Genomic DNA, 25,924 nt, shown 5'->3' with positions numbered 1-25,924 from the left:
GCCTCCGTGTCGCCTCCGAGATCCCCCGCGGCCTGGCCGGGTTGCCGGCCCGGACCCGGCGTCCTATAGGGCGCGCAAGCCTGGAGGATACCCGTTTTGGCCAGCCTGGAGCCCGATTCCCAGCCGCAACCCAAGCCGAACCCGGCGCTTGCCCTGCAGGCCGAGATTCTCGCCCGACCGGCGACGGATGAACGGCGGATGGCGGATGCGATCCGGGCGCTCGCCATCGACGCGGTCGAGAAGGCGAAGTCCGGCCATCCCGGCATGCCGCTCGGCATGGCCGATGTGGCGACGGTGCTGTTCTCGCAATTCGTCAAATTCGACGCCGCCGACCCGCGCTGGCCGGACCGCGACCGCTTCGTGCTCTCGGCCGGCCATGGCTCGATGCTGCTCTATTCCATCCTGCACCTGACCGGGCAGCCTGGGATGACCATCGACGACATCAGGCATTTCCGCCAGCTGCACTCCCCGGCGGCGGGGCACCCCGAATTCGGCGAGGCGCCGGGCATCGAGACCACCACCGGGCCGCTCGGCCAGGGCATCGGCAACGCGGTCGGCATGGCGCTGGCCGAGCGGCTGATGGCGGCACGCTTCGGCAAGTCGCTGGTCGATCACCGCACCTGGGCGATCTGCGGCGATGGCTGCCTGCAGGAGGGGATCAGCCATGAGGCGGCCTCGCTCGCCGGGCATCTCGGCCTCGACAAGCTGACCCTGCTCTGGGACGACAACAGCGTCACCATCGACGGCGCGACCGATCTGTCCTTCACCGACGACACGCTGCGGCGCTTCCAGTCCTATGGCTGGGCGGTGCGGCGGGTCGACGGGCACGACACGGCGGAGGTGGCGGCGGCGCTGGCCTGGGCGACGCGGACGCCGCGGCCGGTGCTGATCGCCTGCAGGACCATCATCGGCTTCTCGGCGCCGAAGAAGGCGGGGACGGCGGCGAGCCATGGCAGCCCGCTCGGTCCGGAGGAAGCGGCGGCGGCGAAGTCGGCCCTTGGCTGGAACCACCCGCCCTTCGAGGTGCCGGACGGGCTGCGCGAGCGCTGGGAGGCGGCGGGCCGCCGCTCGGCAGGGACGCGGCGGGCCTGGCTGAAGCGGCTGGCCAAGCACCCGATGAAGGCGGATTTCGAGCGCGCCGTCGCGGGCCGGCTGCCCGAGGCCTGGCACGAGGCGCTGGCGGCGCTGCGGGCCAAGACCGCCGAGGACCGGCCGAAGATCGCCAGCCGAATCGCCAGCCAGCGCGCGCTCGAGGCGCTGGTGCCGGCGGTGCCGGAGATGGTGGGCGGCTCGGCCGACCTCACCGGCTCCAACAACACCAACGTGAAGGGCATCCCCTCCGTCACGCCGGAGAATTTCGCCGGGCGCTACGTGCATTACGGCGTGCGCGAGCATGGCATGGCCTCGGCCATGAACGGCATGGCGCTGCATGGCGGCATCATCCCCTATGCCGGCACCTTCCTGGTCTTCGCCGACTACATGCGCCCGGCGATCCGCCTCGCCGCGCTGATGCGCCAGCGCGTGATCCATGTGCTGACGCATGACAGCATCGGCCTCGGCGAGGACGGGCCGACGCACCAGCCGGTGGAGACGCTGGCCGGGCTGCGCGCCATCCCCAACCTCTTCGTCTTCCGCCCCGGCGACGCGATGGAGACGGCCGAGTGCTGGGAGCTGGCGGTGAAGCGGGCGGACGGGCCAAGCGTGCTGGCGCTGTCGCGCCAGAACCTCACCCCCTACCGCACCGAGGCCGGCGAGAACCGCTGTGCGCGTGGCGGTTACGTCGTCGAGGAGGCCAGCGGCACCCGCCGCGCAACCTTGATCGCCACTGGCTCGGAAGTGTCCCTCGCCCTGGTTGCCCGCACGGCGCTGGAGGCCGAAGGTATCCCGACGGCCGTGGTCTCGCTGCCCTGCTGGGAGCTCTTCGCCGCGCAGGATGCCGGCTACCGCGAGGCGGTGCTCGGCGATGCGCTGCGCGTCGGGATCGAGGCGGCGGTGAGTTTCGGCTGGGACCGCTGGCTGGGACCGGAGGGGCTGTTCATCGGGATGGAGGGCTTCGGCGCCTCCGGCCCGGCGGAGGAGCTGTTCCGTCATTTCGGCCTCACCGCCGAGGCGGTGACGGCAGCGGTGAAGAAGCGTATCGGTTGAGCATGGTGTCGAGCCCCCTGGCGGGGCTCCAAAAGAAGGACGACGATGATGGCCGTGAAGGTCGGGATCAACGGGTTCGGGCGCATTGGTCGCCTGGTGCTGCGCGCGATGATCGAGAGCGGGCGCGACGATGTCGAGTGCGTTGCCATCAACGACCTCGGCTCGGTCGAGGCGAATGCGCATCTCTTCCGCTACGACAGCGTCCATGGCCGCTTCCCGGGCGAGGTGCAGGTCGAGGGCAACTCGATGATCATCTCGGCCAATGGCCGCCGCTATGCGCCGATCAAGGTGACGGCCGAGCGCGACCCGACCAAGCTGCCCTGGCAGGGCGTCGATGTCGCGGCCGAGTGCACCGGCATCTTCACCAACTCGGACAAGGCCTCGCTGCTGCTGCAGTCGGGCGCGCGGAAGGTGCTGGTCTCCGCCCCCGTCACCTGGGCCGAGGCGCATGCCGATGACAGCGCCCAGGCGACCATCGTCTATGGCGTGAACCACAAGATCCTGAAGCCGAGCCACCAGATCGTCTCGAACGCCTCCTGCACCACCAACTGCCTCGCCCCCGTGGCGAAGGTGCTGCACGAGAAGTTCGGCATCCTGCGCGGCTACATGGTGACCATCCACGCCTATACGGGCGACCAGAACACGGTCGATACGCTGCACAAGGACCTGCACCGGGCCCGCGCCGCGGCGGTCTCCGCCATTCCGACCTCGACGGGCGCGGCGAAGGCCGTTGGCCTCGTGCTGCCGGAGCTGAAGGGCAAGCTGGACGGCACCGCCATCCGCATCCCGACGCCGAATGTCTCGCTCATCTCGCTCGACGTGAACCTGAAGGCGACCGGCGTGACCAAGGAGATGGTGAACGCGGCGATGAAGGAGGCGGCGGAGGGCGAGCTGCGCGGCATCCTCGGCTACAACACGGCGCCGCTGGTCAGCATCGACTTCAACCATGACAGCCATTCCTCGACCTTCGACGCGACGCAGACCCAGGTGGTCGATGGCGCGCTGGTGCGGGTGATGAGCTGGTACGACAACGAGTGGGGCTTCTCCAACCGTATGTCGGACACCGCCGCGCTGCTCGGCAGCCTCTGAGCCTGGACAACACGGCGCCTGCCCACCCGGCAGGCGCCGCATGAGGACCCACTGGATGGCCCGCTTCCGTACCCTCGACGACCTCGACCCCAAGGGCCGCCGCATCCTGCTGCGCGCGGACCTGAACGTGCCCATGAAGGACGGCGCCATCACCGACCGCACCCGGATCGAGCGGCTGGCGCCGACCATCCAGGAGCTGGCGGACCGGGGCGGGCGGGTCATCGTCTGCAGCCATTTCGACCGGCCGAAGGGCCAGCGCGTGCCCGAGATGTCGCTGCGGCCGATGGCCGAGGCGCTGTCGGTCGCGCTCGGCCGCCCGGTTGGCTTCGTCGATGACTGCATCGGCCCGGCGGCCGAGGCGGCGGCGGCGGCGCTGCAGGACGGCGAGGTGCTGCTGCTGGAGAACACCCGCTACCATGCGGGCGAGGAGAAGAACGACCCGGCGCTCTCCGCGGCGCTGGCGAAGCTTGCCGAGGCCTATGTGAACGACGCCTTCTCGGCGGCGCACCGGGCGCATGCCAGCACCGAGGGCGTGGCGCGGTTGCTGCCCGCCTATGCCGGGCGGCTGATGCAGGCGGAGCTCGAGGCGCTGGACGCGGCGCTCGGCAACCCGGCGCGGCCGGTCGTCGCCATCGTTGGTGGCGCCAAGGTCAGCACCAAGCTCGACCTGCTGGGCAACCTGACAAAGAAGGTGGATGTGCTGGTCATCGGCGGGGCGATGGCCAATACCTTCCTCGGCGCGCAGGGGCATGCCATGGGCAAGTCGCTGCAGGAGGCCGGGATGTACGACACGGCGCGCGAGATCCTCGCCGGCGCCAAGGCGGCCAATTGCGAGATCATCCTGCCGAGCGACCTGGTGGTGGCCGCCACCTTCGCCGAGAACGTGCCGACGCGTGAGGTGTCGGTCGATGCGGTGCCCGCCGACATGATGGCGCTGGATGTGGGGCCGGATACGGTGGCGGCGATCGAGGCGCGGCTGCGCCAGGCCTCCACCCTGGTCTGGAACGGCCCGCTCGGCGCCTTCGAGACGCCGCCCTTCGATGCGGCGACCGTCTCGGTGGCGCAGTCGGTGGCGGGGCTCACCCAGTCGATGGGGCTGAAGTCGATCGCCGGCGGCGGCGACACGGTCTCGGCGCTGAAGCATGCCGGCGTGGTCGAGCGGATGACCTATGTCTCGGCGGCGGGCGGTGCCTTCCTCGAATGGCTGGAAGGCAAGACCCTGCCCGGCGTGGCCGCGCTGGAAGTGGCGTAGTCCCAGGCAGGTGTGACCAAAGCTTACTGGACGGTTAACGGGGCGGGACGCCATGCTGCGGCATGCGCATCCCGCCCCGCGACCGTCGCCTTCCTGCCCATGCCTTTCGTGATCGGGCCTTTACCGTCGATTCAGGGCTGGAGGGCATGATCCGGCGCATGATCAGCACGAATGCGCTGGCTGCCTTCACCTCCCAGGTGGCCCAGACCCGACCGACCCAGCCGGTGCGCGGCGTCAACCCAACCCCGAACGGCCCGGCCGCCGAGGCCCAGCCGACCCAGCGGACGCTGGAAGCGGTGCCGGCCGCGCCGGGCCGGCCATTGCCGCGTGGCTCTTTGTTGGATCTACGGGTCTGAGCTTGCGCCGGCCGGGGGTGCCGCGCATCTTTATGCGATGGCGAGCTTTGTGCGCAGCATCCCCGAGGGTGAGGACCGCGAGCGGCTAACCTGCGCCGATTGCGGCTTCATCGCCTATGAGAACCCCAAGATCGTCGTCGGCAGCGTCGTCGAGGTGGAGGGGCAGGTCCTGCTTTGCCGCCGGGCGATCGAGCCCCGCCGCGGCTTCTGGACCCTGCCGGCCGGCTATATGGAAATGGCCGAGACGGTGGAGGAGGGCGCCAGGCGCGAAGCCTGGGAGGAGGCCCAGGCGCGGATCGCCATCGAGGGCGTGCTCGCCATCTATTCCATCGCCCGTATCGGGCAGGTGCAGGTGATCTTCCGCGCTGGCCTGGCCGAGCCGGGCTTCGCGGCGGGGCCGGAGAGCCTGGATGTGCGGCTCTTCGCCTGGGACGACATCCCCTGGGATGAGATCGCCTTCCCCTCGGTCCGCTGGGCGCTGCATCACTGGCGGGAGGCAGAGGGGGCGCCGCTCGGCCTTCCGGCCATGAACCCACCGGACGACATGCGCGGCATGCGGCCGCTGCCGGGGGATGGGTTATGAGGCTGGGTCCGGCCTTGCTGATGCTGGGCCTGCTCGCGGCGCCCGGGGCTTGGGCGGAGGAGGCGGCGGTCGTCGCGCCGGGCGGACCAGCGGCGGAGGCGCCGGCTCCGGCCGCGCGGCCGCCGGTGGTGCGGCGCCGCCCGGCGGCCCGGCCGGCCACGCGGAAGCCGCAGCCGCTCGACCTCTCGAAACATGCCGCCGTGCCGCCGCCGCCGCGCACGTCATCGCCGCTGGGCAGCCGGGCGCCGGTGCCGAACCGGGATATCGAGCGCCAACCGGTCCTGCCGGATGCGCGGACGACCCTCGGCCCGAGCCTGCTCTACCGGAACCTGCCGGGGCGGGGGCTCGCCGAGGAGGGCTCGCCGAACCTGCTGGAGGAGAAGCTCTACAAGCCGGCCCCTGGTGCCCGGCTGCTGGTGCCCTTCGCCTATTGAGGCCTGAGGCCCCGGCCGGCATCCCAGACCGGGTCCGGCGTGGTCCAGAGCACCGGGTCGCGCATGGCGGCGGCCAGCGCCCGGGTGACGGCGGCGAAGATGGCCTCGCCCTTCTCGGCCGTTGCCGCGCGCGGATCGCCGCGGACGCCGGTGCGGGGCGCGCGCTCCTCGAAGGAGTAGAAGCGGACGAAGCCGGCGGGTGGGTTGGGCGGCGGGTTGGAGAGGCTCTCGGCGATTCGCTCCTGGCGGACCTGCGCGGCGTCGAGGGCGAGCCAGAGGCTGGTCTCGCCCTCGCAGGCATGCTGCACGCCGGGCTGGGTGGTGAGGATCGCGGCGATCTCCTTCGCCGCCACCTGCGGCCAGGTGGTGGTGACGATGGGGATGCCGAATTCCACCGCCAGCTCCCGCCCGGCCACGGCCAGCGGGTCGATATTGCCGCCATGGCCGTTGACGATCAGCAGGCGGCGGAAGCCATCGGCGACCAGCGAGCGCACCACGCAGCGGAGCACGGCCTGGAAGGTGGCATGGTCGAGGGTGATGGTGCCGCCGAAGGGCAGGTGATGCTCCGAGAGGCCGAGCCAGATCGGCGGCAGCACGGCGACCGGCACCTCATCGGCGACGGCGGCGGCGGCGCGAAGGGCGAATTCATGAGCGCAGGCGCTGTCGGTCCAGACCGGCAGATGCGGGCCGTGCTGCTCGAGGCTGCCGATGGGCAGCACCACCAGCGCGTCGCGTCCGGCAAGGGCCTTGAGCTCGGGGCCGGTCATGCGGTCCCAGCGGATCTCGGTCGGCATCGGTGGTCCCTTTCTTCCCTACGGGGCGGCGGCGATGGCGGCCATCGCCTCGGCGACCGTCTCGCGCACCGCCACATCGGTGGCGAAGCGGAGCCCGGCGACGACGATGGCGGCGCGGGCGCCCGCCGCATGCCGTTCCTCCGAGGGGCGGAGGAGGACGATGCGGTCGAGCGCCAGATAGGTGCGGGCGCCATTCAGGTCGGTCAGCGCCACCAGGCGGAGTCCGGCGGATTGCAGGCGGCGCACGACCGCCTCCAGCGCCTCGCTGCTGCGCTGCTGCACATAGGCGGTGGTGTCGAGGATGGTCGCGCCGTCGAGCCGGGCGATGCGCACGACCTGCAGCGCGTTCAGGCGGACCGCGGCGCGGCCCTCCATGGGCTGCAGCTCGATGAAGCGGGCGGGCGGCTCCTGCGCCGCGGCGGCGGGGGCGAGCAGCAGCGCCAGGGAGGACAGGACCAGGGCGCGCCGCCGGATCACGGCAGGCCGACCAAGCCCCGGGCGTAGTCCCGCGCGGTGAAGGGGCGCAGATCGGCCGCCTTCTCGCCGACGCCGACGAAATGCACCGGCAGGCCGAATTCCTGGGCCAGCGCCACGACGACGCCGCCCTTGGCGCTGCCGTCGAGCTTCGTCACCGCGAGGCCGGTGACGGCGACCATCTCCTTGAAGACCTTCACCTGCTGCAGGGCGTTCTGGCCGGTGGTGGCATCGAGCACCAGCAGGACCGAATGCGGCGCCTCGGGATCGACGCGCCGCATCACGCGGATGACCTTGCGCAGCTCCTCCATCAGGGCGGACTTGTTGTGGAGGCGCCCGGCGGTATCGACCAGCAGCACCTGGGTTCCATCGGCGCGGGCGGCGGTCAGCGCATCGAAGGCGAGGCCGGCGGCATCGGCGCCTTCCTTCACCGGGGCGTGGACGCGGGCGCCGGTGCGGTCGCCCCAGATCTGCAATTGCTCGACGGCGGCGGCGCGGAAGGTGTCGCCGGCGACGAAGGCGCAGCGCAGGCCCGCCTCGCGGTATTGCTGGCCGAGCTTGGCGATGGTGGTGGTCTTGCCGGTGCCGTTGACGCCGACGACCAGCACCACATGCGGCGACCGGGCCGGCTCGATCGGCATGGGCGCGGCGACGGGGGCGAGGATGGCCGCGATCTCCTCGGCCAGCGCCGCCTTCACCTCCTCGTCCGTGACCTCCTTGCCGAAGCGGGTGCGGCGGAAGCCCTCGACGATGCGGTGGGCGGCGGCGACGCCGAGATCGGCAGCGATCAGCGTCTCCTCCAGCTCCTCCAGCGCCTCCTCGTCGAGGCGGCGCTTGCGGAACAGGGAGGTGACGCTGTCGGTCAGCCGGGCGGTGGAGCGGGAGAGGCCGGTGCGCAGGCGGGAGAACCAGCCGGTGCGGGCGGCCTCCTCGGCCTCGGCGGGGAGGACGGCCGGCGCCTCAGGCTGGGGCTCGCGCTCCGGCTCGGCCTCCTCCGTTTCGGCTGCGGCCTCGGCCTCCGCTTCGGCGGCCTCCACCTCGCGCAGGGCGGCGTCATCCTCGGCCGGGGGCAGGATCTCGGCGGGGGGCTCGGCCACCGTGCCGATGCGGGCCTGTGGCGATGGGGTGGTATAGGGTGGCGGCACCGGGACGGGCGGGACCGGGATTCCCGGCGAGGCCGGGGGCGGCATGGTCGGCGCGCCCTGCGGTGCCTCGGGCCCTGGCAGCTGGCCGGGCGCGGTGGTGAGCGGCGCTTCCGGCGGCGGCGGCGGCTCGGGCGCCTTGCCGCGGATGCGGCTGATCCAGTCCTTCAGCGCCATGGTCAGGCGGCCTCGGCCAGCAGGCCATCGGCATCGGCGCCGGTGACGCGCAGGTGGTGCAGCGCCCCCGGCTCCGCCCGGCCGGCGGCCAGGCGGATCGGGGCGAAATGTGCGGTGTGGCCGCGATCCTCACGCTCGAACAGCACCGCTTCCTCCTGACCCAGTCGCGCGGCGAAGAAGCGGGCCGCGCCCGCCGCCCCGGCCGCCCGCAGCCGGGCGGCGCGGGCCTTGCGCACCGGCACCGGCACGGGCGGCATGCGCGCGGCCGGCGTGCCGGGGCGTTCGGAATAGGGAAAGACGTGCAGGAAGGCGAGTTCCATCTCCGCGACGCAGTCGAGCATCTCGGCGAACTGCTCCTCGGTCTCGGTGGGGAAGCCGGCGATGAGGTCGGCGCCGAAAGCCATGTCGGGGCGGAGGGCGCGGGCTCGGCGGACCACGGCCAGCGCATCCGCCTTCAGGTGGCGGCGCTTCATGCGCTTCAGGATGAGGTCGGCGCCGTGCTGCATCGAGAGGTGGAGATGCGGCATCAGCCGCGGCTCCTCGGCGATGAGGCGCCAGAGGTCGTCATCGATCTCGACCGGGTCGAGGGAGGAGAGGCGGAGGCGCGGCAGCTCCGGCACCAGGGCGAGCAGGCGGCGGATCATCTGGCCAAGGCGCGGCCGGCCGGGCAGGTCCGGCCCGTAGCTGGTGATGTCGACGCCGGTGAGGACGACCTCCTTGTAGCCATGCGCGACCAGGGTGCGGACCTGCTCGACGATGGCGCCGATCGGGACGGAGCGGGAGGGGCCGCGGCCATAGGGGATGACGCAGAAGGTGCAGCGGTGGTCGCAGCCCTGCTGGACCTGGACGAAGGCGCGGGCGCGGCCGGCGAACTCGGTCACCAGATGGGCGGCCGTCTCGGTGGCGGCCATGATGTCCGTCACCGGCGCGGGGGGCGTGCCGAGGGCCCAGCTTTCCGGCTTCAGCTTGTCGGCATTGCCGATGACGCGGGTGACGCCGGGGAGGGTGGCCCACTTGTCCGGCGCGATCTGCGCGGCGCAGCCGGTGACGATGATCGGCGTGCCCGGATTCTCGCGGGCGGCGCGGCGGATGGCCTGGCGGGCCTGGCGCTCGGCCTCGGCCGTGACGGCGCAGGTATTGACGATGATGCCCTGCTGCCCGGCCTTGCCGGCGAGGTCGCGCATCGCCTCCGACTCATAGGTGTTGAGCCGGCAGCCGAAGGTCAGGAGTTCGAGCGTCACAGCGACCGTATCATTGGGGAAGACCGTCGAGGTCGATGGTGCCGGTGAAGGCGGTGGCGACGGGGCCGGTCATCAGCACATGGCCATCCGCGCGCCATTCGATATGGAGGTCGCCGCCGGGGAGGGTGACGGTGGCGGCCCGGCCGGTGAGGCCGCGGCGGGCGGCATTCACCAGGGCGGCGCAGGCGCCGGAGCCGCAGGCCAGCGTCAGGCCGGCGCCGCGCTCCCAGACGGTCAGGCGGATGTGCTCGGGGTTCAGCACCTGGACGAAGCCGATATTGGCACGGTCGGGGAAGAGCGGGTCGTGCTCCAGCCGGGGACCGAGCGTCTCGACCGGGACGGCGTCGAGATCGGGGACGAAGAGCGTCGCATGGGGGTTGCCCATGGAGCAGGCGGCGGCATCCTCCAGCGGCAAATGGAGGGTGTCCATGGCGCGGGCTAGGGGGATGTCCTGCCAGCCGAGGCGGGCGGGGCCCATATCGACGCGCCAGAGATCGCCGAGGCGCTCCGCCGGCAGGTCGCCGCTGATGGTGCGGACCACGACGCGGTCGGCGCCGGAGTCCCCGGCGACCAGGGAGGCGATGCAGCGGGTGGCGTTGCCGCAGGCGCCGGCCTCGGAGCCGTCCGGGTTGCGGATGCGCATGAAGACATCGGCGCCGTCCGTGCCCGGCTCCAGCAGGATGAACTGGTCGCAGCCGATGCCGCGCCGCCGGTCGGCGATGGCGGCGGCGCGGGCGGGCGTGACCGGCAGGGGCTGGGCGCGCGCATCCAGCACGACGAAGTCGTTGCCGAGGCCGTGCATCTTGCGGAAGGGAACCATCACGGGAGGAGATATGCCCTCTCCGCCGGAGGCTTCCAACCCTACCGTTTCAGGATGGAGCCCAGCACGCCGCGCAACACGGCCTGGCTGATCTGGCGGCCGACCGAGCTGCCGATGCTGCGGGCGGCGGATTTCGCCATGGATTCGGCGACGCCCTCCCGCCTGCCGCCGCGGCCGGTGAGGATGTCGCCGAGGATCTCGCCCATGCCTCCCCCTTGGCTACCGCCGCCAGCCTGGCGGGGCGGGATCTGCGGGATGCGGCTGCCGCGGGCTGGCGGGTGTTGCGGCTGTGGGCGCGGGGGCGGGGTGGCGCCGCCCCAGGGGTTGCTGTCGCGGGTCGGGGCGGGGCCGGTGCGCCAGGGGCCGGAGGCGGGGGCCGCTGTGGCGCGGCCCTGCAGCAGCTCATAGGCCGATTCGCGGTCCACTGCATGGTCGTAATGGCCGGCGAGGGGGCTCGCCTGCAAGGTGGCGGCGCGTTCCTCGGGCGTGATGGCGCCGATGCGGCCGCGCGGGGGCAGGATGCGGGCGCGCTCCACCGGGCTCGGCGTGCCGTCCTCCCGCAGCGTCGAGACCAGCGCCTCGCCAACGCCGAGATGGGTGATCGCCTCCTCGACGCGGAGCTTCGGGTTGGGGCGGAAGGTCTCGGCGGCGGCGCGGACGGCTTTCTGCTCGGCGGGGGTGAAGGCGCGGAGCGCATGCTGCACGCGGTTGCCGAGCTGGCCGAGGACGGTCGCCGGCAGGTCGAGCGGGTTTTGCGTCACGAAGTAGATGCCCACCCCCTTGGAGCGGATCAGGCGCACCACCGTCTCCACCTTCTCGACCAGCGCCTTCGGGGCGTCGCGGAACAGGAGATGGGCCTCGTCGAAGAAGAAGACGAGCTTCGGCTTCTCGATGTCGCCGACCTCGGGCAGCTCCTCGAACAGTTCGGAGAGGAGCCAGAGCAGGAAGGTGGCGTAGAGGCGGGGCGAGGCGATGAGCTTGTCGGCGGCGAGCACGTTGATGGCGCCGCGGCCATCGGGGGTGAGGAGCATGAGGTCGGCCAGCGAGAGGGCGGGCTCGCCGAAGAATTGCTCGCCGCCGGCCTGTTCCAGCATCAGCAGGCGGCGCTGGATGGTGCCGATGGTCGACTTGCTGACATTGCCGTAGGTCGCGCCGAGCTCGCTGGCGCGCTCCGCGACATGGGTGAGGATGGCGCGGAGGTCCTTGAAGTCGAGCAGCAGCAGGCCCTCGTCATCGGCCAGCTTGAAGGCGATGGTGAGCACGCCTTCCTGCGTCTCGTTCAGCTCCAGCATCCGGGCCAGGAGCAGGGGCCCCATCTCGGCGACGGTGGCGCGGAGCGGATGGCCCTGCTGGCCGAAGACGTCCCAGAGGATGGCGGGGGAGGGCTCATAGGCGAAATCCGCCTCGCCCAGCTCATGGGCGCGCTGCTCGAGCTTCGGGTTGGGCCGGCCGGGCTGGGAGAGGCCGGCCAGGTCTCCCTTGATGTCGGCGCAGAAGACGGGGACGCCGGCGCGGGAGAAGCCCTCGGCCAGGGTCTGCAAGGTAACGGTCTTGCCGGTGCCGGTGGCGCCCGCGACCAGCCCATGGCGGTTCGCGCGGGAGAGGAGAAGGGTGCAGGGGTGCTCGCCCCGGCCGATGAGGATGTTGTCCGGCATGAGATGGTTATAGGGCAGGAGGCTGGCGCTTGCATCCGGGGCGGTGCGCGGCTATACGCCCGCCTCTCTTTCCGCGCGACGGGCCTGTAGGGCATGCCCGGCCGCGGCTTCGCGCGCCCTCGCGGTGCGCATCCTGACCGGACAAGGAGGTCCAAATGCCCAAGATGAAGACGAAGTCTTCTGTGAAGAAGCGCTTCAAGGTGACGGCCACGGGCAAGGTGCTCGCCGGCCCCGGCAAGAAGCGGCACATGCTGCGCAACCGCTCCTCCAAGGTGAAGCGGCAGAACACCGGAACCCAGGTGCTGCGGCACCAGGATGGGCTGACGGTGTTGCAATGGGCGCCCTATGGGCTGGTCCGGTAAGGGGGTCTGAGCCATGGCACGCGTCAAGCGGGGCGTCACTGCGCACGCCCGTCACAAGAAGGTCCTCAAGCTCGCCAAGGGCTATGTCGGCCGGTCCTCCACGAATTTCCGCCCCGCGCTCGAGCGGGTCGAGAAGGCGCTGCAATACGCCTATCGCGATCGCCGCAACAAGAAGCGTGACTTCCGCGGCCTCTGGATCCAGCGGATCAACGCGGCGGTGCGCGAGCATGGGCTGACCTATTCGCAGTTCATCGCCGGCATCAAGGCGGCGGGGATCGAGCTGGACCGCAAGGTCATGGCGACGATTGCCTTCGACGATCCGACGAGCTTCGCGGCGCTGGTCGAGAAGGCCCGCGCGGCGCGTCCGGCCCCGGCGGCGACGCCGGCGGCCTGACTCCTTCCCCCTTGGGGGAGATCTTGCGCAAGGGCCGCTCCCGGAAGGGTGCGGCCTTTTGCCTGTTCGGGACCTGACGCATGAGCGATGACCTCGACACCCTGCGGGGCGAGACCGCCGACGCCCTCGCCGCCGCCGCCGACCTCCGCGCCTGGGATGCGGTGCGGGTCGGCACGCTCGGCAAGAGCGGGCGGCTGACCGGGCTGCTGAAGGGGCTCGGCCAGGTGCCGGCCGAGGCGCGGAAGGAGCGTGGGGCGGCGCTCAACCGGCTGAAGGCGGAGCTGGAATCGGCGATCGAGGCGCGGCGCGCGGCGCTGGAGGCGGCGGCGCTGGAGGCGCGGCTGGCCGCCGAGCGGATGGACGTCTCGCTGCCGCCGCGGGCGCATGCGCCGGGCGGGGCCGGGGAGGGCGGCATCCACCCGATCAGCCGGACGATCGAGGAGCTGACGGCGATCTTCGGCGCCATGGGGTTCCGGGTGGCGGAGGGGCCCGACATCGAGAGCGACTGGCTGAACTTCTCGGCGCTTAACATCCCGGACCATCATCCTGCGCGGCAGGACCACGACACCTTCTACCTGCCGGCGGGGGCGGATGGGCGGCGGCCGGTGCTGCGCACGCATACCTCGCCGGTGCAGGCGCGGACCATGCTGGGCCAGGAGCCGCCGATCCGCGTCATCGTTCCCGGGCGGACCTGGCGGGCGGACCATGATGCGACGCACAGCCCGATGTTCCACCAGGTGGAGGGGCTGGTGATCGACCGCGGGATCACGCTCGGGCACCTGAAGGGTTGTCTGATCGATTTTCTCCGCGCCTTCTTCGGCATCGGCGACCTGCCGGTGCGGTTCCGCGCCAGCTACTTCCCCTTCACCGAGCCCTCGATGGAGGTGGATATCGGCTGGAACCGCAGGACGGGCGAGCTGGGGAAGGGTGGCGACTGGCTGGAGATCCTGGGGAGCGGGATGGTGCATCCGCGGGTGCTGGCCAATTGCGGCATCGATGCGCGGGAGTGGCAGGGCTTCGCCTTCGGCATGGGGATCGAGCGCATCACCATGCTGAAGCACGGCATGCCGGACCTTCGCCCCTTCTACGAGAGCGACCTGCGCTGGCTCCGGCACTGGGCCACCGACCCGCTCTCGCCTCCCTCGCTGACGGAGGGTTTCTGAGATGAAGTTCACCCTGTCCTGGCTCCGCGCGCATCTCGAGACCGAGGCGCCGCTGGCCGATATCCTGGCGGCGCTGAACACCATTGGCCTCGAGGTCGAGGGGGTGGAGGATCGCGGCGCGGCGCTCGCCTCCTTCCGCATCGCCCATGTGGTGGAGGCGGTGCAGCACCCGAATGCGGACCGGCTGCGCGCCTTGAAGGTGGATGCGGGCGACGGCAAGTTGCTCTCCGTCGTCTGCGGCGCACCGAATGCGCGGGCGGGGATGAAGGGCGTCCTCGCCTTGCCGGGCGCCTTCATCCCGGGCACCGGCATCACTCTGAAGCGGGGTGAGATCCGTGGCGTCGCCTCCGAGGCGATGATGCTCTCGGCGCGGGAGATGGGGCTCGGCGACGACCATTCGGGCATCGTCGACCTGCCGGAGGACGCGCCGCTCGGCGAGAGCTATGTGCGCTGGGCCGGCATGGATGACCCGATCATCGAGATCAGCGTCACGCCGAACCGGGGCGATGCGCTCTCGGTCCATGGCGTGGCGCGGGACCTGGCGGCGGCGGGGCTCGGGCGGCTGAAGCCGTTGCAGCCGGCACAGGTGGCGGCCGCCTATCCGGCGCCGCTGCGCTGGGAGATCGCCGACCCGCGCGCCTGCCGGTGGGTCCTGGGCCGGGGCATCCGCGGCCTGCGCAACGGGCCTTCGCCGCAATGGCTGCAGGATTGGCTGGTGGCGATCGGGCAGCGGCCGATCAACGCGCTGGTCGATGTGACGAACCTCTTCACCTACGGCCTCGGCCGGCCGCTGCATGTCTTCGACGTGGCGAAGGTGCGGGGCGGGACGCTGACCCTGCGCATGGCGCGGGAGGGCGAGGAGCTCGCCGCGCTGAACGGCAAGACCTATGCGCTGACGGCGGAGGATGGCGTCATCGCCGACGAGGCCGGGCCGGAATCGCTCGGCGGCATCATCGGCGGCTCCCATACGGGCTGCGACGAGGGCACGCGCGAGTGCTTCATTGAATGCGCGGTCTTCGACCCGGTGCGCATCGCGCTGTCCGGGCGGCGGCACGATATCCGCACCGATGCGCGGGCGCGGTTCGAGCGGGGGGTGGACCAGGCGCTGCCGCCCGTGGCGCTCGACCTGGCCACGGCGCTGATGATCGAGCTCTGCGGCGGGGAGGCGAGCGAGGTCGCCGCGGCGGGGGCGGAGCCGGACTGGCGGCGGAGCGCCATGTTGCGCTTCGAGCGGCTGGCCGGCCTCGGCGGCGCCGAGGTGGCGCCGGATGAGGCGGTCGGCATCCTCGAGCGGCTGGGCTTCATGGTCGAGGCGCGGGATGCCGGTTCGGTGACGGTGGCGGTGCCGTCCTGGCGCAACGACATCGCAGCCAAGGGCGCGCTGGACCAGGCGCCGGGCCTGCCGGCCGAGCGGGCCCGGGCCGCGGCCGAGGGCTGCGCGCAGGTGGAGCCGGAGGCGGACCTCGTCGAGGAGGTGCTGCGGATCCAGGGGCTGGACCGCATCCTCCCGGTCTCGCTGCCCGTGGCCGGGATCGTGCCGCCGCCGGCCCTGAGCGCGAAGCAGGCGCGGGCGGTGCTGGCGCGGCGGGTACTGGCAGCGCGGGGGATGCTGGATTGCGTCAGCTTCGGCTTCATGGAGGCGAAGGTCGCGGCGCTGTTCGGCGAGGCGCCGGCGGCGCTGCGTCTCGAGAATCCGATCGCGGCCGATCTCGACCAGATGCGTCCCACCCCGGTCGCCAGCCTGCTGCAGGCAGCGGCCCGCAATGCGGCCCGCGGCTACCCGGATGCGGCCCTGGCCGAGCTGGGTGCGGCCTATCGCAGCGCCTCGCCCGAGGGGCAGCTCCAGGTGGCCGCCGGGATACGCACGGGCCATACGCCGCGGCATTGGGCGGAAGCCTCGCGCCCCGTCGATGCCATGGATGCCAAGGGCGATGCGCTGGCGGTGCTGGCGGCGCTCGGCGTGCCGATGGCTGCCGTCAGCGTCACCACGGATGCGCCGGGCTTCTACCACCCGGGCCGGAGCGGCGTGTTGCGGCAGGGGCCGAAGACCGTGCTCGCCACCTTCGGCGAGATCCATCCGCGCGCCAGGGCCGCGCTCGACCTCGTGGGGCCGGCGGTTGGCTTCGAGGTCTTCCTCGATGCCATCCCGGAGCCGAAGCGGCGGAAGCGGGGTGCGCCGGACCTGCCGGCCTTCCAGCCGGTGCGGCGCGACTTCGCCTTCCTCGTCGATGAGGGTGTCCCGGCCGAGGCGGTGCTGCGGGCGGCACGGGGCGCGGACAAGGCCCTTGTCACCGAGGTGGTGCTGTTCGACCGCTATGCGGGGGACAAGCTGCCGGAGGGCAAGGTGAGCCTCGCCATCCAGGCCGTGCTGCAGCCGCGTGCCGCGACGCTGACCGATGCCGAGATCGAGGCGGCGGCGGCGAAGGTCGTGGCGGCTGTGGGCAAGGCGACGGGGGCCGTGCTCCGCGGCTAGAGCAAACTCCGACCGGATGGCATCATCCGGTCGGAGGAATGTTCCCGTCTCGACAAAAGCTTAGTCCGGCACGCGGGAGAAGGCGACCTTGTGCTCGGCATAGGCGTCGCGGTCACGTGGCGCCGGGCCGAAGAGCAGGCTATCGCGGCCGAAGCGGCGGTGGATGCGCGCCATCGCCTCGGCAAGGCGGGGGCTGGACCGGCCCGCCGCCCAGTCCAGCAGGTCGGGCGTGGCGTTGGCGGCGGGGATGAGGCCGGCGAGCGTCACCGCGACGCGCCAGTAGCGGATGGGCGGGAGTTGCCCCCAGAGGCGATCGAGCTCGCCCAGCACCACGCGGTCATCATCGGTCTGGCGCAGGCGGGTCTCGCCTTGCAGGCCCTGCTCGCGCGTGGCGCTGCCGCGGGCCGGCTCGACATGAAGGATCAGGATGGTGGCGAGGCTGGCAGCGGCGCGCAGCCGGGCCGCTGCCTTCATGGCCAGCAGGCGGGTGACGTGGTGGGCGGCCTCGGCCTCGCGCAGGGCGGGGGGCAGGACCCGGGCATGGCCGATGGAGCGCGGGATGGCGGGGGCGCGGGGCTCCGGCAGGTCGGCGCCGCGGAGGCCGTACCAGAAACGCTCGCCCTCGACGCTGTTCCAGATCAGCCGGGCGCGCTTGGGGCCGAGGCTCCAGAGGCCGGCCATGTCCGTGATGCCGCAGCGCGCGAGGCGCGCCGCCATGCCGCGGCCGATGCCGGGAATGTCGCGCAGGGCGAGGTGGAGAAGGGGGCCGGGGAGATCCTCCGGGCGCAGGGCGACGAGGCCGTCCGGCTTCTGCAACTCGGTCGCCAGCTTGGCGAGGTGGCGGCTGGGGGCGAGGCCGATGGAGCAGCGCAGGCAGGAGCCGATGTGCTCGGCGAGGCCCGCCTTGATCGCGCGGGCGAGGGCGAAGGCCGCCTCCGGCCGGCGCTGCGGGCCGAGGAGGCGGGCGGAGACCTCATCGATCGACCAGACCCGCTCGACGGGGAGGTGGCGGTCGAGCTCGGCCAGGATGCGGCGGTGATAGGCGGTGTAGAGCGCATGGCGGGCGGGGCGGAAGATGATGCCGGGGCAGAGGCGGCGGGCCTCGTGCAGCGGGGTGCCGGTCTTCACGCCATGGGTGCGGGCCTCGATGCTGGCGGCGATGACGCAGGTGTTCTCGCCGGGGGCGGCGAGGATGCCGACGGGGCGGCCGCGGAGCTCCGCATGGTCCTGTTGCTCGACGCTGGCGAAGAAGCTGTTGAAGTCGAGATAGAGCCAGCGGAAGGGTCGGGACGGGTCGCAATCCAGCAGGGGGTCGGTCACGGGCGCCTCCGATGGAGGCGGCAGTCTGGAACAAATAGCGAACTTTAGGCAAGGGGAATGATCGCTCGGGGCGGTGCCGAAAGGGCGGGGCGCGGGGCGCCCATCAAGCTGCTATAGCTTTCCCTTCGCGCTCCGCTGCCTTATCTGCACCCCCAAAGGCCGGACACCCTGACCCGGCCGCCGGAATCCCATGCCCGACACCCCGCTCGCCCGCATCCGCAACTTCTCCATCATCGCCCATATCGACCACGGGAAATCGACGCTCGCCGACCGGTTGATCCAGGCCACCGGCACCGTGACCGCGCGGGAGATGAAGGAGCAGCTCCTCGACAACATGGAGTTGGAGCGGGAACGGGGCATCACCATCAAGGCGCAGACGGTGCGCCTCGCCTACAAGGCGAAGGATGGGGAGACCTACATCCTCAACCTGATGGACACGCCTGGCCATGTGGACTTCGCCTATGAGGTGAGCCGGAGCCTGGCGGCCTGCGAGGGCAGCCTGCTGGTGGTCGATGCCTCGCAGGGCGTCGAGGCGCAGACGCTGGCCAATGTCTATCAGGCGATCGACGCCAACCACGAGATCGTGCCGGTCCTGAACAAGATCGACCTGCCGGCGGCGGAACCCGAGCGAGTGAAGCAGCAGATCGAGGACGTCATCGGCATCGATGCCTCGGATGCGGTCGAGATCAGCGCCAAGACGGGCCTCAACATCGAGGGCGTGCTGGAAGCGATCGTCACGCGGCTGCCTCCCCCCACTGGCGATGCCTCGAAGACGACGACGGCGCTGCTGGTCGATAGCTGGTACGACGCCTATCTCGGCGTCGTCGTGCTGGTGCGGGTGAGGGACGGGCACCTGCGCAAGGGCCAGCGCATCCGCATGATGTCGAACGGCGCGGTGCATACCATCGAGCAGGTCGGCGTCTTCACCCCGAAGATGATCGCTGCCGAGAGCCTGGGCCCCGGCGAGATGGGCTATGTGACGGCGGCCATCAAGACGGTGGCCGACACCAATGTCGGCGACACCATCACCGATGACCGCAACCCGGCCTCCGAGGCGCTGCCGGGCTTCAAGCCGAGCATCCCGGTGGTGTGGTGCGGGCTCTACCCGGTCGATGCCGACGACTTCGAGAAGCTGCGCGAGAGCGTCGGCAAGCTGCGGCTGAACGACAGCAGCTTCCACTACGAGATGGAGACCAGCGCCGCGCTCGGCCTCGGCTACCGCTGCGGCTTCCTCGGCCTGCTGCATCTGGAGATCGTGCAGGAGCGGCTGTCCCGCGAGTTCGACCTCGACCTGATCGCGACCGCGCCCTCCGTCGTCTACAAGCTGAGGCGGACGAACGGGGAGGAGTTCGACCTGCACAACCCGGCCGACATGCCGGACCCGAGCGTGATCGAGGAGATCCAGGAGCCCTGGATCAAGGCGACCATCATGGTGCCGGACGAGTATCTCGGGCCCGTGCTGACGCTCTGCAACGAGCGCCGCGGCCGGCAGGTGGAGCTGACCTATGTCGGCACCCGCGCCATGGCGGTGTACCGGCTGCCGCTGAACGAGGTGGTCTTCGACTTCTACGACCGACTCAAGTCGCTCAGCCGCGGCTATGCCAGCTTCGACTACCAGGTCGATGGCTACGAGGCCGGCGACCTGGTGAAGATCTCCATCCTGGTGAATGCCGAGCCGGTCGATGCGCTGTCCTTCATGGCGCATCGCAGCCAGGCCGACCGGCGCGGCCGGCAGATCTGCGAGCGGCTGAAGGAGCTGATCCCGCGCCAGCTCTTCAAGATCCCGATCCAGGCGGCGATCGGCGGGCGGGTGATCGCGCGCGAGACCATCTCGGCGATGTCGAAGGACGTGACCGCGAAATGCTACGGCGGTGACATCAGCCGCAAGCGCAAGCTTCTCGACAAGCAGAAGGAGGGCAAGAAGCGCATGCGGCAGTTCGGCAAGGTCGAGATCCCGCAGAGCGCCTTCATCGCCGCGCTGAAAATGGATGCCTGACAGGGTTGGGGGTTGATTCCTGAACCCCATGTCATCTAAGCGGCCCGATCGGAACGACGCCGCACCGGGAGAACTCCATGATTCGAATCGCTCGCCGTGCCTTGATGGCGCTGTCGCTGGTCGCCGCAGGGCCGGCGATGGCCCAGCAATTCCCCAGCCGCACCATCACCATCATCGTGCCCTTCGCAGCCGGCGGGCCGACCGACACGGTCTCGCGCCTGGTCGCCGAGGCGATGGGGCGCGACCTCGGCCAGACCGTGGTGGTGGAGAATGCCGGCGGGGCCGGGGGCACCATCGGCTCCCAGCGTGTGGCCCAGGCCCGGCCGGATGGCTATACGCTGCTGCTGCACCATATCGGCATGGCGACGACGCCTTCGCTCTACCGGCGCCTCGCCTATGACCCGGTGGGCGGCTTCGAGCCGGTCGGCCTGATCACCGAAGTGCCGATGACGTTGGTGGCGAAGAAGGATTTCCCGGCGAACACCCTCGCCGAGGCGATCACGGTGATCCGGCGGGAGCGGGAGAACCTCAATTACGCCAATGCGGGCATCGGCGCGGCGAGCCATCTCTGCGGCCTGCTGCTGATGAAGGCCGTCGATGCGCCGATGACGACCGTGCCCTTCCGCGGCACCGGCCCGGCCATGCAGGAAATCCTCACCGGCCGCATCGACCTGATGTGCGACCAGACGACCAACACCACCGAGCAGATCAATTCGAACGCGCTGAAGGTCTTCTCGGTGACGACCGAGGCGCGCATCCCGGCGCTGCCGAATGTGCCGACCTCGGCCGAGGCGGGGCTGCCGGCCTTCCAGGTCAGCGTGTGGCACGGGCTCTACGCGCCGAAGGGGACGCCGGCACCGGTGGTGCAGCGCCTCTCCCAGGCGCTGCAGGTGGCGCTGCGCGACGAGAAGCTGGTTGCCCGCTTCGGCGAGCTCGGCACCGCGCCGGTGGCGCAGGACCGGGCGACGCCGGAGGCGCATCGCGCCTTCTGGCAGGCCGATATCGCCAAGTGGCGGCCGATCATCCAGGCGGCGGGGCAATACGCCGACTGAGCAGGGTCAGCCCCCGCGCCTCAGGAAGGCCTGCAGGCGCGGGACCATGAAGTCGAGGAAGGCGCGGACCCGCTGCGGCAGCAGCGGGCCGCCGAGATAGAGCGCGTGGATCTCCTCCTCGTCGCCCGAATCAGGCAGGACCTCGACCAGCCGGCCTGCCGCCATGTCGTCGCGGACATGGAAGTCGCCGAGCCGGGCGAGGCCGGCCCCCGCCACCGCCAGGCGCCGCACCGTCTCCCCGTTATTGGCGAGCAGCGTGCCCGTCACCATCCGGTCGAGGATGCGCCCGCCTTCGCGGATCGGCCAGACCGGTGCGGTCCGGCGGAAATTGAAGGCGAGGCAGTTGTGCCCGTCGAGCTCGGCGATGCTGCGCGGCGTCCCGTGGCGCGCCAGATAGGCGGGTGAGGCGACGATCTTCCGCCGCGCCACGCCGATCCGCCGCGCGATGAGGCTGCTCTCGGTCAGAGCGCCGACGCGGAAGGCGATATCCGTCCGGTCCATGTAGAGGTCGACAAGCTCGTCCGAGAGGGAGAGGTCGACCAGGACCCGTGGATAGGCCTCCCAGAATTCGGGCAGCAGCGGCTCGAGCGCGAGGGTGCCGAAGGGGACGGAGGCGTTGACGCGGAGCGTCCCGCCGGGCGTGCCGGCGCCCTGTGCCAATTCGCGCTCGAAGGCGTCGAAATCGGCGAGCAGCGCGCCGCCCCGTTCGTAGAGCAGCCTCCCCTCATCGGTGAGCGCGAGATGGCGGGTCGAGCGCTCGATCAGCTTCACGCCGAGCCGCGCCTCGATGCGGGCGATCAGCCGGCTGATGGTGGAGGGCGTCATCAGCAGCTGGCGTGCCGCCTCGGAGAAGCTGCCGGCCTCCGCCACGCGCAGGAAGACCTGCAATTCCCCGATCCTGTTGTCCATCCGTGCCCCTCGGCCATGACGGAGGGGATCATGCGCCGGCTGTGAATTGGATTCACGGCTGATGTGGCGGCGGGCCGGCTTATCGCCTGCCCCCGGCCTCGCCATCCTGGGTGCAAGGCTGCGCCATTGCCGCGATCACGCCGGTTCAAGCCGGGGAGCGGCCCGGGCGCGCAGCATGACGAATCCCGAGGAGAATCCCATGCCTTCACCCGCAGCCGGCGACCCGTCGCCGCAACCCGGATCACGTGCCGCCGCCACCTGGCCGCTGCTGGCGCTCGCCGTCGGTGCCTTCGGCATCGGCACCACCGAATTCGCGCCGATGGGGTTGCTGCCCGTCATCGCCACCGGTGTCGGTGTCTCCATCCCGACCGCCGGGCTGCTGGTCAGCGCCTATGCGGTTGGCGTGATGCTCGGCGCGCCGGTGATGACGCTCGCGCTCGGGCGGATGCGCCGGCGCAACGCGCTGATCCTGCTGATGAGCATCTTCACCATCGGCAACCTGCTCTCGGCCATCGCGCCGGACTACTGGACGCTGCTGGCGGCGCGCATCGTCACCAGCATGAACCATGGCGCCTTCTTCGGCCTCGGTGCCACGGTGGCGGCGAGCGTGGTGCCGAAGGAGCGCCAGGCAAGCGCGGTGGCGACGATGTTCATGGGGCTGACCATCGCCAATGTCGGCGGCGTGCCGGCCGCGACCTGGCTCGGCCAGACGATCGGCTGGCGCATGGCCTTCGCCGGCACGGCGGGCCTCGGCATCCTGGCGATGGCGGCGCTCTTCCTCGTCCTGCCAAGGGGCGAGCTGGGCCGGATGCCCGATATCCGGCGGGAGCTGACGGTGCTCATCCGCCCGGCCGTGTTGCTGGCGATGGCGACGACGGTGATGGGCTCGGCGGCGATGTTCACCCTCTACACCTATGTCGCGCCGGCGCTTGAGACGCTGACCGGAGCTTCCGCCAGTTTTGTCACCCTGGCGCTGGTGCTGATCGGCATCGGCTTCACCATCGGCAACGGTCTGGGCGGGCGGCTGGCCGACTGGTCGCTGGATGGAGCGACCAAGATCTTCCTCGGCGCGCTGGCGGCGATCATGGCGGTGCTGCCGCTGCTACTGACGAGCCATGTCGGCGCGGCGATCGGCCTGCTCGCCTGGGGCGTCGCGACCTTCGCCATCGTGCCGCCGGTGCAGATGCGGGTGATGCAGGCGGCGGCCGATGCGCCGGGCCTCGCCTCCTCGGTGAATATCGGGGCCTTCAACCTCGGCAATGCCCTCGGCGCCGCGGTGGGCGGCGGGGTGATCTCGCTCGGCTTCGGCTATGGCGCGGTGGCCCTGGCCGGGGCGGTGCTGGCGCTGGCCGGGCTGCTGCTGGTCGCCCTCGCCTCGGGCGGCCGCAAGGTGCCTGCGGCGGCCTGAGATGGGCGATGCAGGACACCGGGGGCGCAGGCATGGCCCGCGCCCCCGGTTGCCCTTCGCTCAGCCCCGGATGAAGGCGAGCAGGTCCTCGTTGATGACATCGGCATGCGTCGTGCACATGCCGTGCGGGTAGCCTTTGTAGACCTTGAGGACCGCGTTCTTCACCAGCTTGGCGGAGAGCAGCCCGGCATCGGCGATCGGCACGATCTGGTCGTCATCGCCATGCATGACGAGGGTCGGCAGGTCGACCATCTTCAGGTCCTCGTTGAAGTCGGTCTCCGAGAAGGCCTTGATGCCGTCGTACTGCGCCTTGGCGCCGCCGATCATCCCCTGGCGCCACCAATTCTGGATCACGCCCTGGGAGACCGCCGCGCCCGGCCGGTTGAAGCCGTAGAAGGGGCCGCTCGGGAGGTCGAGGTAGAATTGCGCGCGGTTGGCGGCGAGCTGCTGGCGGAGGCCGTCGAACACCTCGATCGGCAGGCCGCCTGGGTTGGAGGGCGTCTTCACCATGATCGGCGGCACGGCGCTGATCAGCACCAGCTTCGCCGCGCGGCCGCGGCCATGGCGGACGACGTAGTGCAGCGCCTCGCCGCCGCCGGTGGAATGTCCGATATGGACGGAGTTCCGCAGGTCGAGATGCTCGAACACCGCCGCGGCATCGGCGGCGTAGTGGTCCATGTCATGGCCGTCTCCGACCTGCGTCGAGCGGCCATGGCCGCGCCGGTCATGCGCGACGACGCGGAAGCCCTTGCCGAGGAAGTAGAGCATCTGGGCGTCCCAGTCGTCCGAGCTGAGCGGCCAGCCATGGTGGAAGACGAGGGGCTGGGCGTCCTTGGGGCCCCAGTCCTTGTAGAAGATCTCGACGCCGTCCTTGGTGGTGATCATGCCCATCGGATTGGTCCTCGCAGTGGATGGAACGGATTGGCGAAGGCGTTGCGGCAGCCCGAAGCCCGGTGGGGGCCGAGCGGTCGATGCCGGGCGGTCAGCCTCGGGCCTGGCGGGCCGCCTGGCTTGTCTGGTTATGAGGCGATGATGCGAGCGGGCCGCAGCAGCGTCAGCGGTCCCCGGCGCGGGCGAGGAGGCGGCGGGCGCGTTCGACCACCGGCTCGTCGATCATCCGGCCCTCGAAGCTGACGGCGCCGATGCCACTGGCGAGTGCGGCCTCGAAGGCGGCGACCATGCGGCGGGCCTGGTCTATCGCCTCCGGGCTGTCGCCATACTCCTCGTTGATCACCGGGACCTGCGACGGGTGGACGCAGCTGGCGCAGGCGAAGCCGAGCTTGCGCGAGCGGCGGAGCATGGCGCGGTAGCCCTCCGGGTCGGAGAGGCCGGCGACGGTGCCGATGAAGCCGAGTGGCAGGATTCCGGCGGCGCGGGCGGCCAGCACCGCCATCATCTTCGGCACATAGAGCGCATCGGGCGAGGGCTCGGCACCGAGATCGGTCGCCAGGTCCTCGCCGCCGGCGCCGAGGGCGACGAGGCGCGGGTCGGCGCGGGCGATGGCCTCCATGGAGGAGAGTGCCTCGGCGGTCTCGACCAGGCCGATGCAGCGGGTGCGGCCGGGCGGGATGCCGTGGGCGGCCTCGCTCTCGGCGATCAGCTCCGACAGCAGGCGGACATGGTCGGGGCCCATCAGCTTGGTGAGGACCAGCGCATCGGCGCCGGCGGCGATGGCGGCCTCGATGTCGAGCGCGGCCATCCGCAGCGGACGGTTGATGCGGACGCAGGCCTCGGCGCCGCCCTGCCTCACGCGCGGGATGGCGCCGGCCAGCGCGGCGCGGGCGGCGGGCTTCTCGGCCGGGGCGACGGCATCCTCGAGGTCGAGGATGATGGCATCGGCGCCGCGGGTATGGGCGCGGGCGATGAAGCTCTCCCGCGTCGCCGGGACATAGAGCAGGGATCGCCAGGTCGGGAGGGTGCGCATGGGGGATGGTTGCCCCGGCGCGCGGCCCGGTCAATGTTTGCGGGCCATGCTTGCGGGAGCCTTGCATACGGCTGTATCCAGAGCCATGCCCCGTATAGCCGGAAGCCTCGCCGACCAGGCCTATGACCGATTCCGCGAGGGGCTGCGGAGCGGCGCCTTCCGGCCGGGCCAGCGGGTGGTGGAGGTGGAACTGGCGGACTGGCTCGGCATGAGCCGGACGCCGGTGCGGGAGGCGATCCGCCGGCTGCAGGCAGAGGGTCTGATCGCCCACCGTCCGGCGCGCGGCCTCTGCGTCGCGCAATACGACCATGCCGAGGTGGATGAGCTCTACGGCATGCGGGAGGCGCTGGAGGCCACCGCGGCCCGGCTTGCGGCGCGGCATGCCGGGCGACCGGACATCATGCTGCTGCAAAGGCTGGTCGAGGAGGAAGCACGCATCCCACCCGAGGCGGTGGCGGAGCACAACCGGCGTTTCCACCGCGCGCTGCACCAGGCGGCCCATAACCGCTACCTGCTGCGGGCGCTGGCCCCGATCAGCGATGCGCTGCTGCTGCTGGGCCCGACGACGCTGGAGGAGCCGGGCCGCGCCGCCGCGGCGCGGGAGGAGCATGGGCGGATCGTCGCTGCCGTGGCGGCGCGGGATGCGGCGGCGGCGGAGGCGGCGGCGCGGGCGCATATCGCCGCGGCGCATGAGGCAAGGCTGGCGATGGCGGCGGCGGAGCCGGCCTAGACAGCCGCTCCAGCCGATGTATACATCGGTG

The 25,924-nt window shown here is 71.3% G+C and carries 24 protein-coding genes; 14 read left to right on the top strand and 10 right to left on the bottom strand.

The window, feature by feature from the left end; all coding sequences use genetic code 11:
• The first annotated feature begins 198 nt into the window (after positions 1-198).
• The 6 genes from tkt (at position 199) to BLR02_RS05970 (ending at position 5,859) form a co-directional block, all read left to right on the top strand.
• The gene (tkt, locus tag BLR02_RS05995) at positions 199-2,145 is read left to right on the top strand and encodes a transketolase (protein WP_090661632.1); all 1,947 of its coding nucleotides are present in this window, start codon (positions 199-201) and stop codon (positions 2,143-2,145) included.
• A gap of 48 nt (positions 2,146-2,193) precedes the next feature.
• Positions 2,194-3,234 (top strand): type I glyceraldehyde-3-phosphate dehydrogenase, encoded by a 1,041-nt coding sequence (gene gap / locus BLR02_RS05990; protein WP_090561904.1) that lies wholly within the window; start codon positions 2,194-2,196, stop codon positions 3,232-3,234.
• 55 nt (positions 3,235-3,289) lie between these two features.
• The gene (locus BLR02_RS05985; RefSeq protein ID WP_090661378.1) at positions 3,290-4,486 is read left to right on the top strand and encodes a phosphoglycerate kinase; all 1,197 of its coding nucleotides are present in this window, start codon (positions 3,290-3,292) and stop codon (positions 4,484-4,486) included.
• 62 nt (positions 4,487-4,548) lie between these two features.
• The gene (locus tag BLR02_RS05980) at positions 4,549-4,842 is read left to right on the top strand and encodes a hypothetical protein (protein WP_176849393.1); all 294 of its coding nucleotides are present in this window, start codon (positions 4,549-4,551) and stop codon (positions 4,840-4,842) included.
• A 37-nt stretch (positions 4,843-4,879) separates the two neighbouring features.
• Positions 4,880-5,425 (top strand): NUDIX hydrolase, encoded by a 546-nt coding sequence (locus tag BLR02_RS05975; protein ID WP_090561910.1) that lies wholly within the window; start codon positions 4,880-4,882, stop codon positions 5,423-5,425.
• Positions 5,422-5,859, top strand: a complete 438-nt coding sequence (locus BLR02_RS05970; RefSeq protein WP_090661372.1) for a hypothetical protein — start codon at positions 5,422-5,424, stop codon at positions 5,857-5,859. The genes BLR02_RS05975 and BLR02_RS05970 overlap by 4 nt, the downstream gene beginning before the upstream one ends.
• Here BLR02_RS05970 and BLR02_RS05965 read toward each other — a convergent pair.
• The 6 genes from BLR02_RS05965 to BLR02_RS05940 all read right to left on the bottom strand — a co-directional run bounded on the left by BLR02_RS05965 (position 5,853) and on the right by BLR02_RS05940 (position 12,162).
• Entirely contained in the window at positions 5,853-6,653 is an 801-nt protein-coding gene (locus BLR02_RS05965) for a creatininase family protein (RefSeq protein WP_090561913.1), read from the bottom strand. The two genes, BLR02_RS05970 and BLR02_RS05965, sit on opposite strands and share 7 nt — an antisense overlap.
• Positions 6,654-6,671: 18 nt before the next feature.
• Positions 6,672-7,130 carry a hypothetical protein gene (locus BLR02_RS05960; protein WP_090661369.1) on the bottom strand — a complete coding sequence of 153 codons (459 nt, stop codon included), beginning with the start codon at positions 7,128-7,130 and terminating at the stop codon, positions 6,672-6,674.
• The gene (gene ftsY / locus BLR02_RS05955; protein ID WP_245704649.1) at positions 7,127-8,026 is read right to left on the bottom strand and encodes a signal recognition particle-docking protein FtsY; all 900 of its coding nucleotides are present in this window, start codon (positions 8,024-8,026) and stop codon (positions 7,127-7,129) included. Before ftsY ends, BLR02_RS05960 begins: the two co-directional genes overlap by 4 nt.
• Before the next feature lie 422 nt (positions 8,027-8,448).
• Complete coding sequence (gene mtaB / locus BLR02_RS05950) at positions 8,449-9,687, bottom strand: tRNA (N(6)-L-threonylcarbamoyladenosine(37)-C(2))-methylthiotransferase MtaB (RefSeq protein ID WP_090661366.1); 1,239 nt, start codon at positions 9,685-9,687, stop codon at positions 8,449-8,451.
• A 10-nt stretch (positions 9,688-9,697) separates the two neighbouring features.
• Positions 9,698-10,507 (bottom strand): diaminopimelate epimerase, encoded by an 810-nt coding sequence (gene dapF / locus BLR02_RS05945; RefSeq protein ID WP_090661363.1) that lies wholly within the window; start codon positions 10,505-10,507, stop codon positions 9,698-9,700.
• Between the two features lie 41 nt (positions 10,508-10,548).
• A complete protein-coding gene (locus BLR02_RS05940; protein ID WP_090661361.1) occupies positions 10,549-12,162 on the bottom strand; it encodes a helicase HerA-like domain-containing protein in 1,614 nt (537 codons plus the stop codon).
• 155 nt (positions 12,163-12,317) lie between these two features.
• Here BLR02_RS05940 and rpmI point away from each other — a divergent pair, with 155 nt between their 5' ends.
• The 4 genes from rpmI to pheT all read left to right on the top strand — a co-directional run bounded on the left by rpmI (position 12,318) and on the right by pheT (position 16,554).
• Positions 12,318-12,524 (top strand): 50S ribosomal protein L35, encoded by a 207-nt coding sequence (gene rpmI / locus BLR02_RS05935; RefSeq protein ID WP_043363447.1) that lies wholly within the window; start codon positions 12,318-12,320, stop codon positions 12,522-12,524.
• 13 nt (positions 12,525-12,537) lie between these two features.
• Positions 12,538-12,918: a 50S ribosomal protein L20 gene (rplT, locus tag BLR02_RS05930; protein WP_043335970.1), complete on the top strand. Its 381-nt coding sequence runs from the start codon at positions 12,538-12,540 to the stop codon at positions 12,916-12,918.
• Between the two features lie 80 nt (positions 12,919-12,998).
• On the top strand, positions 12,999-14,081 hold the full coding sequence (gene pheS, locus BLR02_RS05925; protein WP_090561923.1) for a phenylalanine--tRNA ligase subunit alpha: 1,083 nt from the start codon (positions 12,999-13,001) through the stop codon (positions 14,079-14,081).
• A 1-nt stretch (position 14,082) separates the two neighbouring features.
• Complete coding sequence (gene pheT / locus BLR02_RS05920; protein WP_090661358.1) at positions 14,083-16,554, top strand: phenylalanine--tRNA ligase subunit beta; 2,472 nt, start codon at positions 14,083-14,085, stop codon at positions 16,552-16,554.
• A gap of 60 nt (positions 16,555-16,614) precedes the next feature.
• On the opposite strand, the gene BLR02_RS05915 is transcribed toward pheT, so the two are convergent.
• Complete coding sequence (locus BLR02_RS05915; RefSeq protein ID WP_090661355.1) at positions 16,615-17,874, bottom strand: Y-family DNA polymerase; 1,260 nt, start codon at positions 17,872-17,874, stop codon at positions 16,615-16,617.
• A 190-nt stretch (positions 17,875-18,064) separates the two neighbouring features.
• On the opposite strand from BLR02_RS05915, the gene lepA reads away from it, so the two are divergent.
• The gene (gene lepA / locus BLR02_RS05910; protein ID WP_090561929.1) at positions 18,065-19,870 is read left to right on the top strand and encodes a translation elongation factor 4; all 1,806 of its coding nucleotides are present in this window, start codon (positions 18,065-18,067) and stop codon (positions 19,868-19,870) included.
• Between the two features lie 77 nt (positions 19,871-19,947).
• Positions 19,948-20,922: a tripartite tricarboxylate transporter substrate-binding protein gene (locus BLR02_RS05905; protein ID WP_090661352.1), complete on the top strand. Its 975-nt coding sequence runs from the start codon at positions 19,948-19,950 to the stop codon at positions 20,920-20,922.
• Between the two features lie 6 nt (positions 20,923-20,928).
• On the opposite strand, the gene BLR02_RS05900 is transcribed toward BLR02_RS05905, so the two are convergent.
• Positions 20,929-21,831: a LysR family transcriptional regulator gene (locus BLR02_RS05900; protein ID WP_090661349.1), complete on the bottom strand. Its 903-nt coding sequence runs from the start codon at positions 21,829-21,831 to the stop codon at positions 20,929-20,931.
• Between the two features lie 199 nt (positions 21,832-22,030).
• On the opposite strand from BLR02_RS05900, the gene BLR02_RS05895 reads away from it, so the two are divergent.
• Positions 22,031-23,239, top strand: a complete 1,209-nt coding sequence (locus BLR02_RS05895) for an MFS transporter (protein ID WP_090661347.1) — start codon at positions 22,031-22,033, stop codon at positions 23,237-23,239.
• A 60-nt stretch (positions 23,240-23,299) separates the two neighbouring features.
• On the opposite strand, the gene BLR02_RS05890 is transcribed toward BLR02_RS05895, so the two are convergent.
• Positions 23,300-24,130 (bottom strand): alpha/beta fold hydrolase, encoded by an 831-nt coding sequence (locus tag BLR02_RS05890; protein ID WP_090561937.1) that lies wholly within the window; start codon positions 24,128-24,130, stop codon positions 23,300-23,302.
• 163 nt (positions 24,131-24,293) lie between these two features.
• Entirely contained in the window at positions 24,294-25,163 is an 870-nt protein-coding gene (locus tag BLR02_RS05885; protein WP_090561939.1) for an HpcH/HpaI aldolase/citrate lyase family protein, read from the bottom strand.
• Positions 25,164-25,248: 85 nt separating this feature from the next.
• On the opposite strand from BLR02_RS05885, the gene BLR02_RS05880 reads away from it, so the two are divergent.
• Positions 25,249-25,893 (top strand): GntR family transcriptional regulator, encoded by a 645-nt coding sequence (locus BLR02_RS05880; RefSeq protein WP_090561941.1) that lies wholly within the window; start codon positions 25,249-25,251, stop codon positions 25,891-25,893.
• Positions 25,894-25,924: the final 31 nt, after the last annotated feature.

Source organism: Belnapia rosea, assembly GCF_900101615.1.
Taxonomy (GTDB): domain Bacteria; phylum Pseudomonadota; class Alphaproteobacteria; order Acetobacterales; family Acetobacteraceae; genus Belnapia; species Belnapia rosea.
The sequence above is the reverse complement of the archived record's forward strand: the minus strand, read 5'-3'. Positions and strand labels throughout refer to the sequence as shown.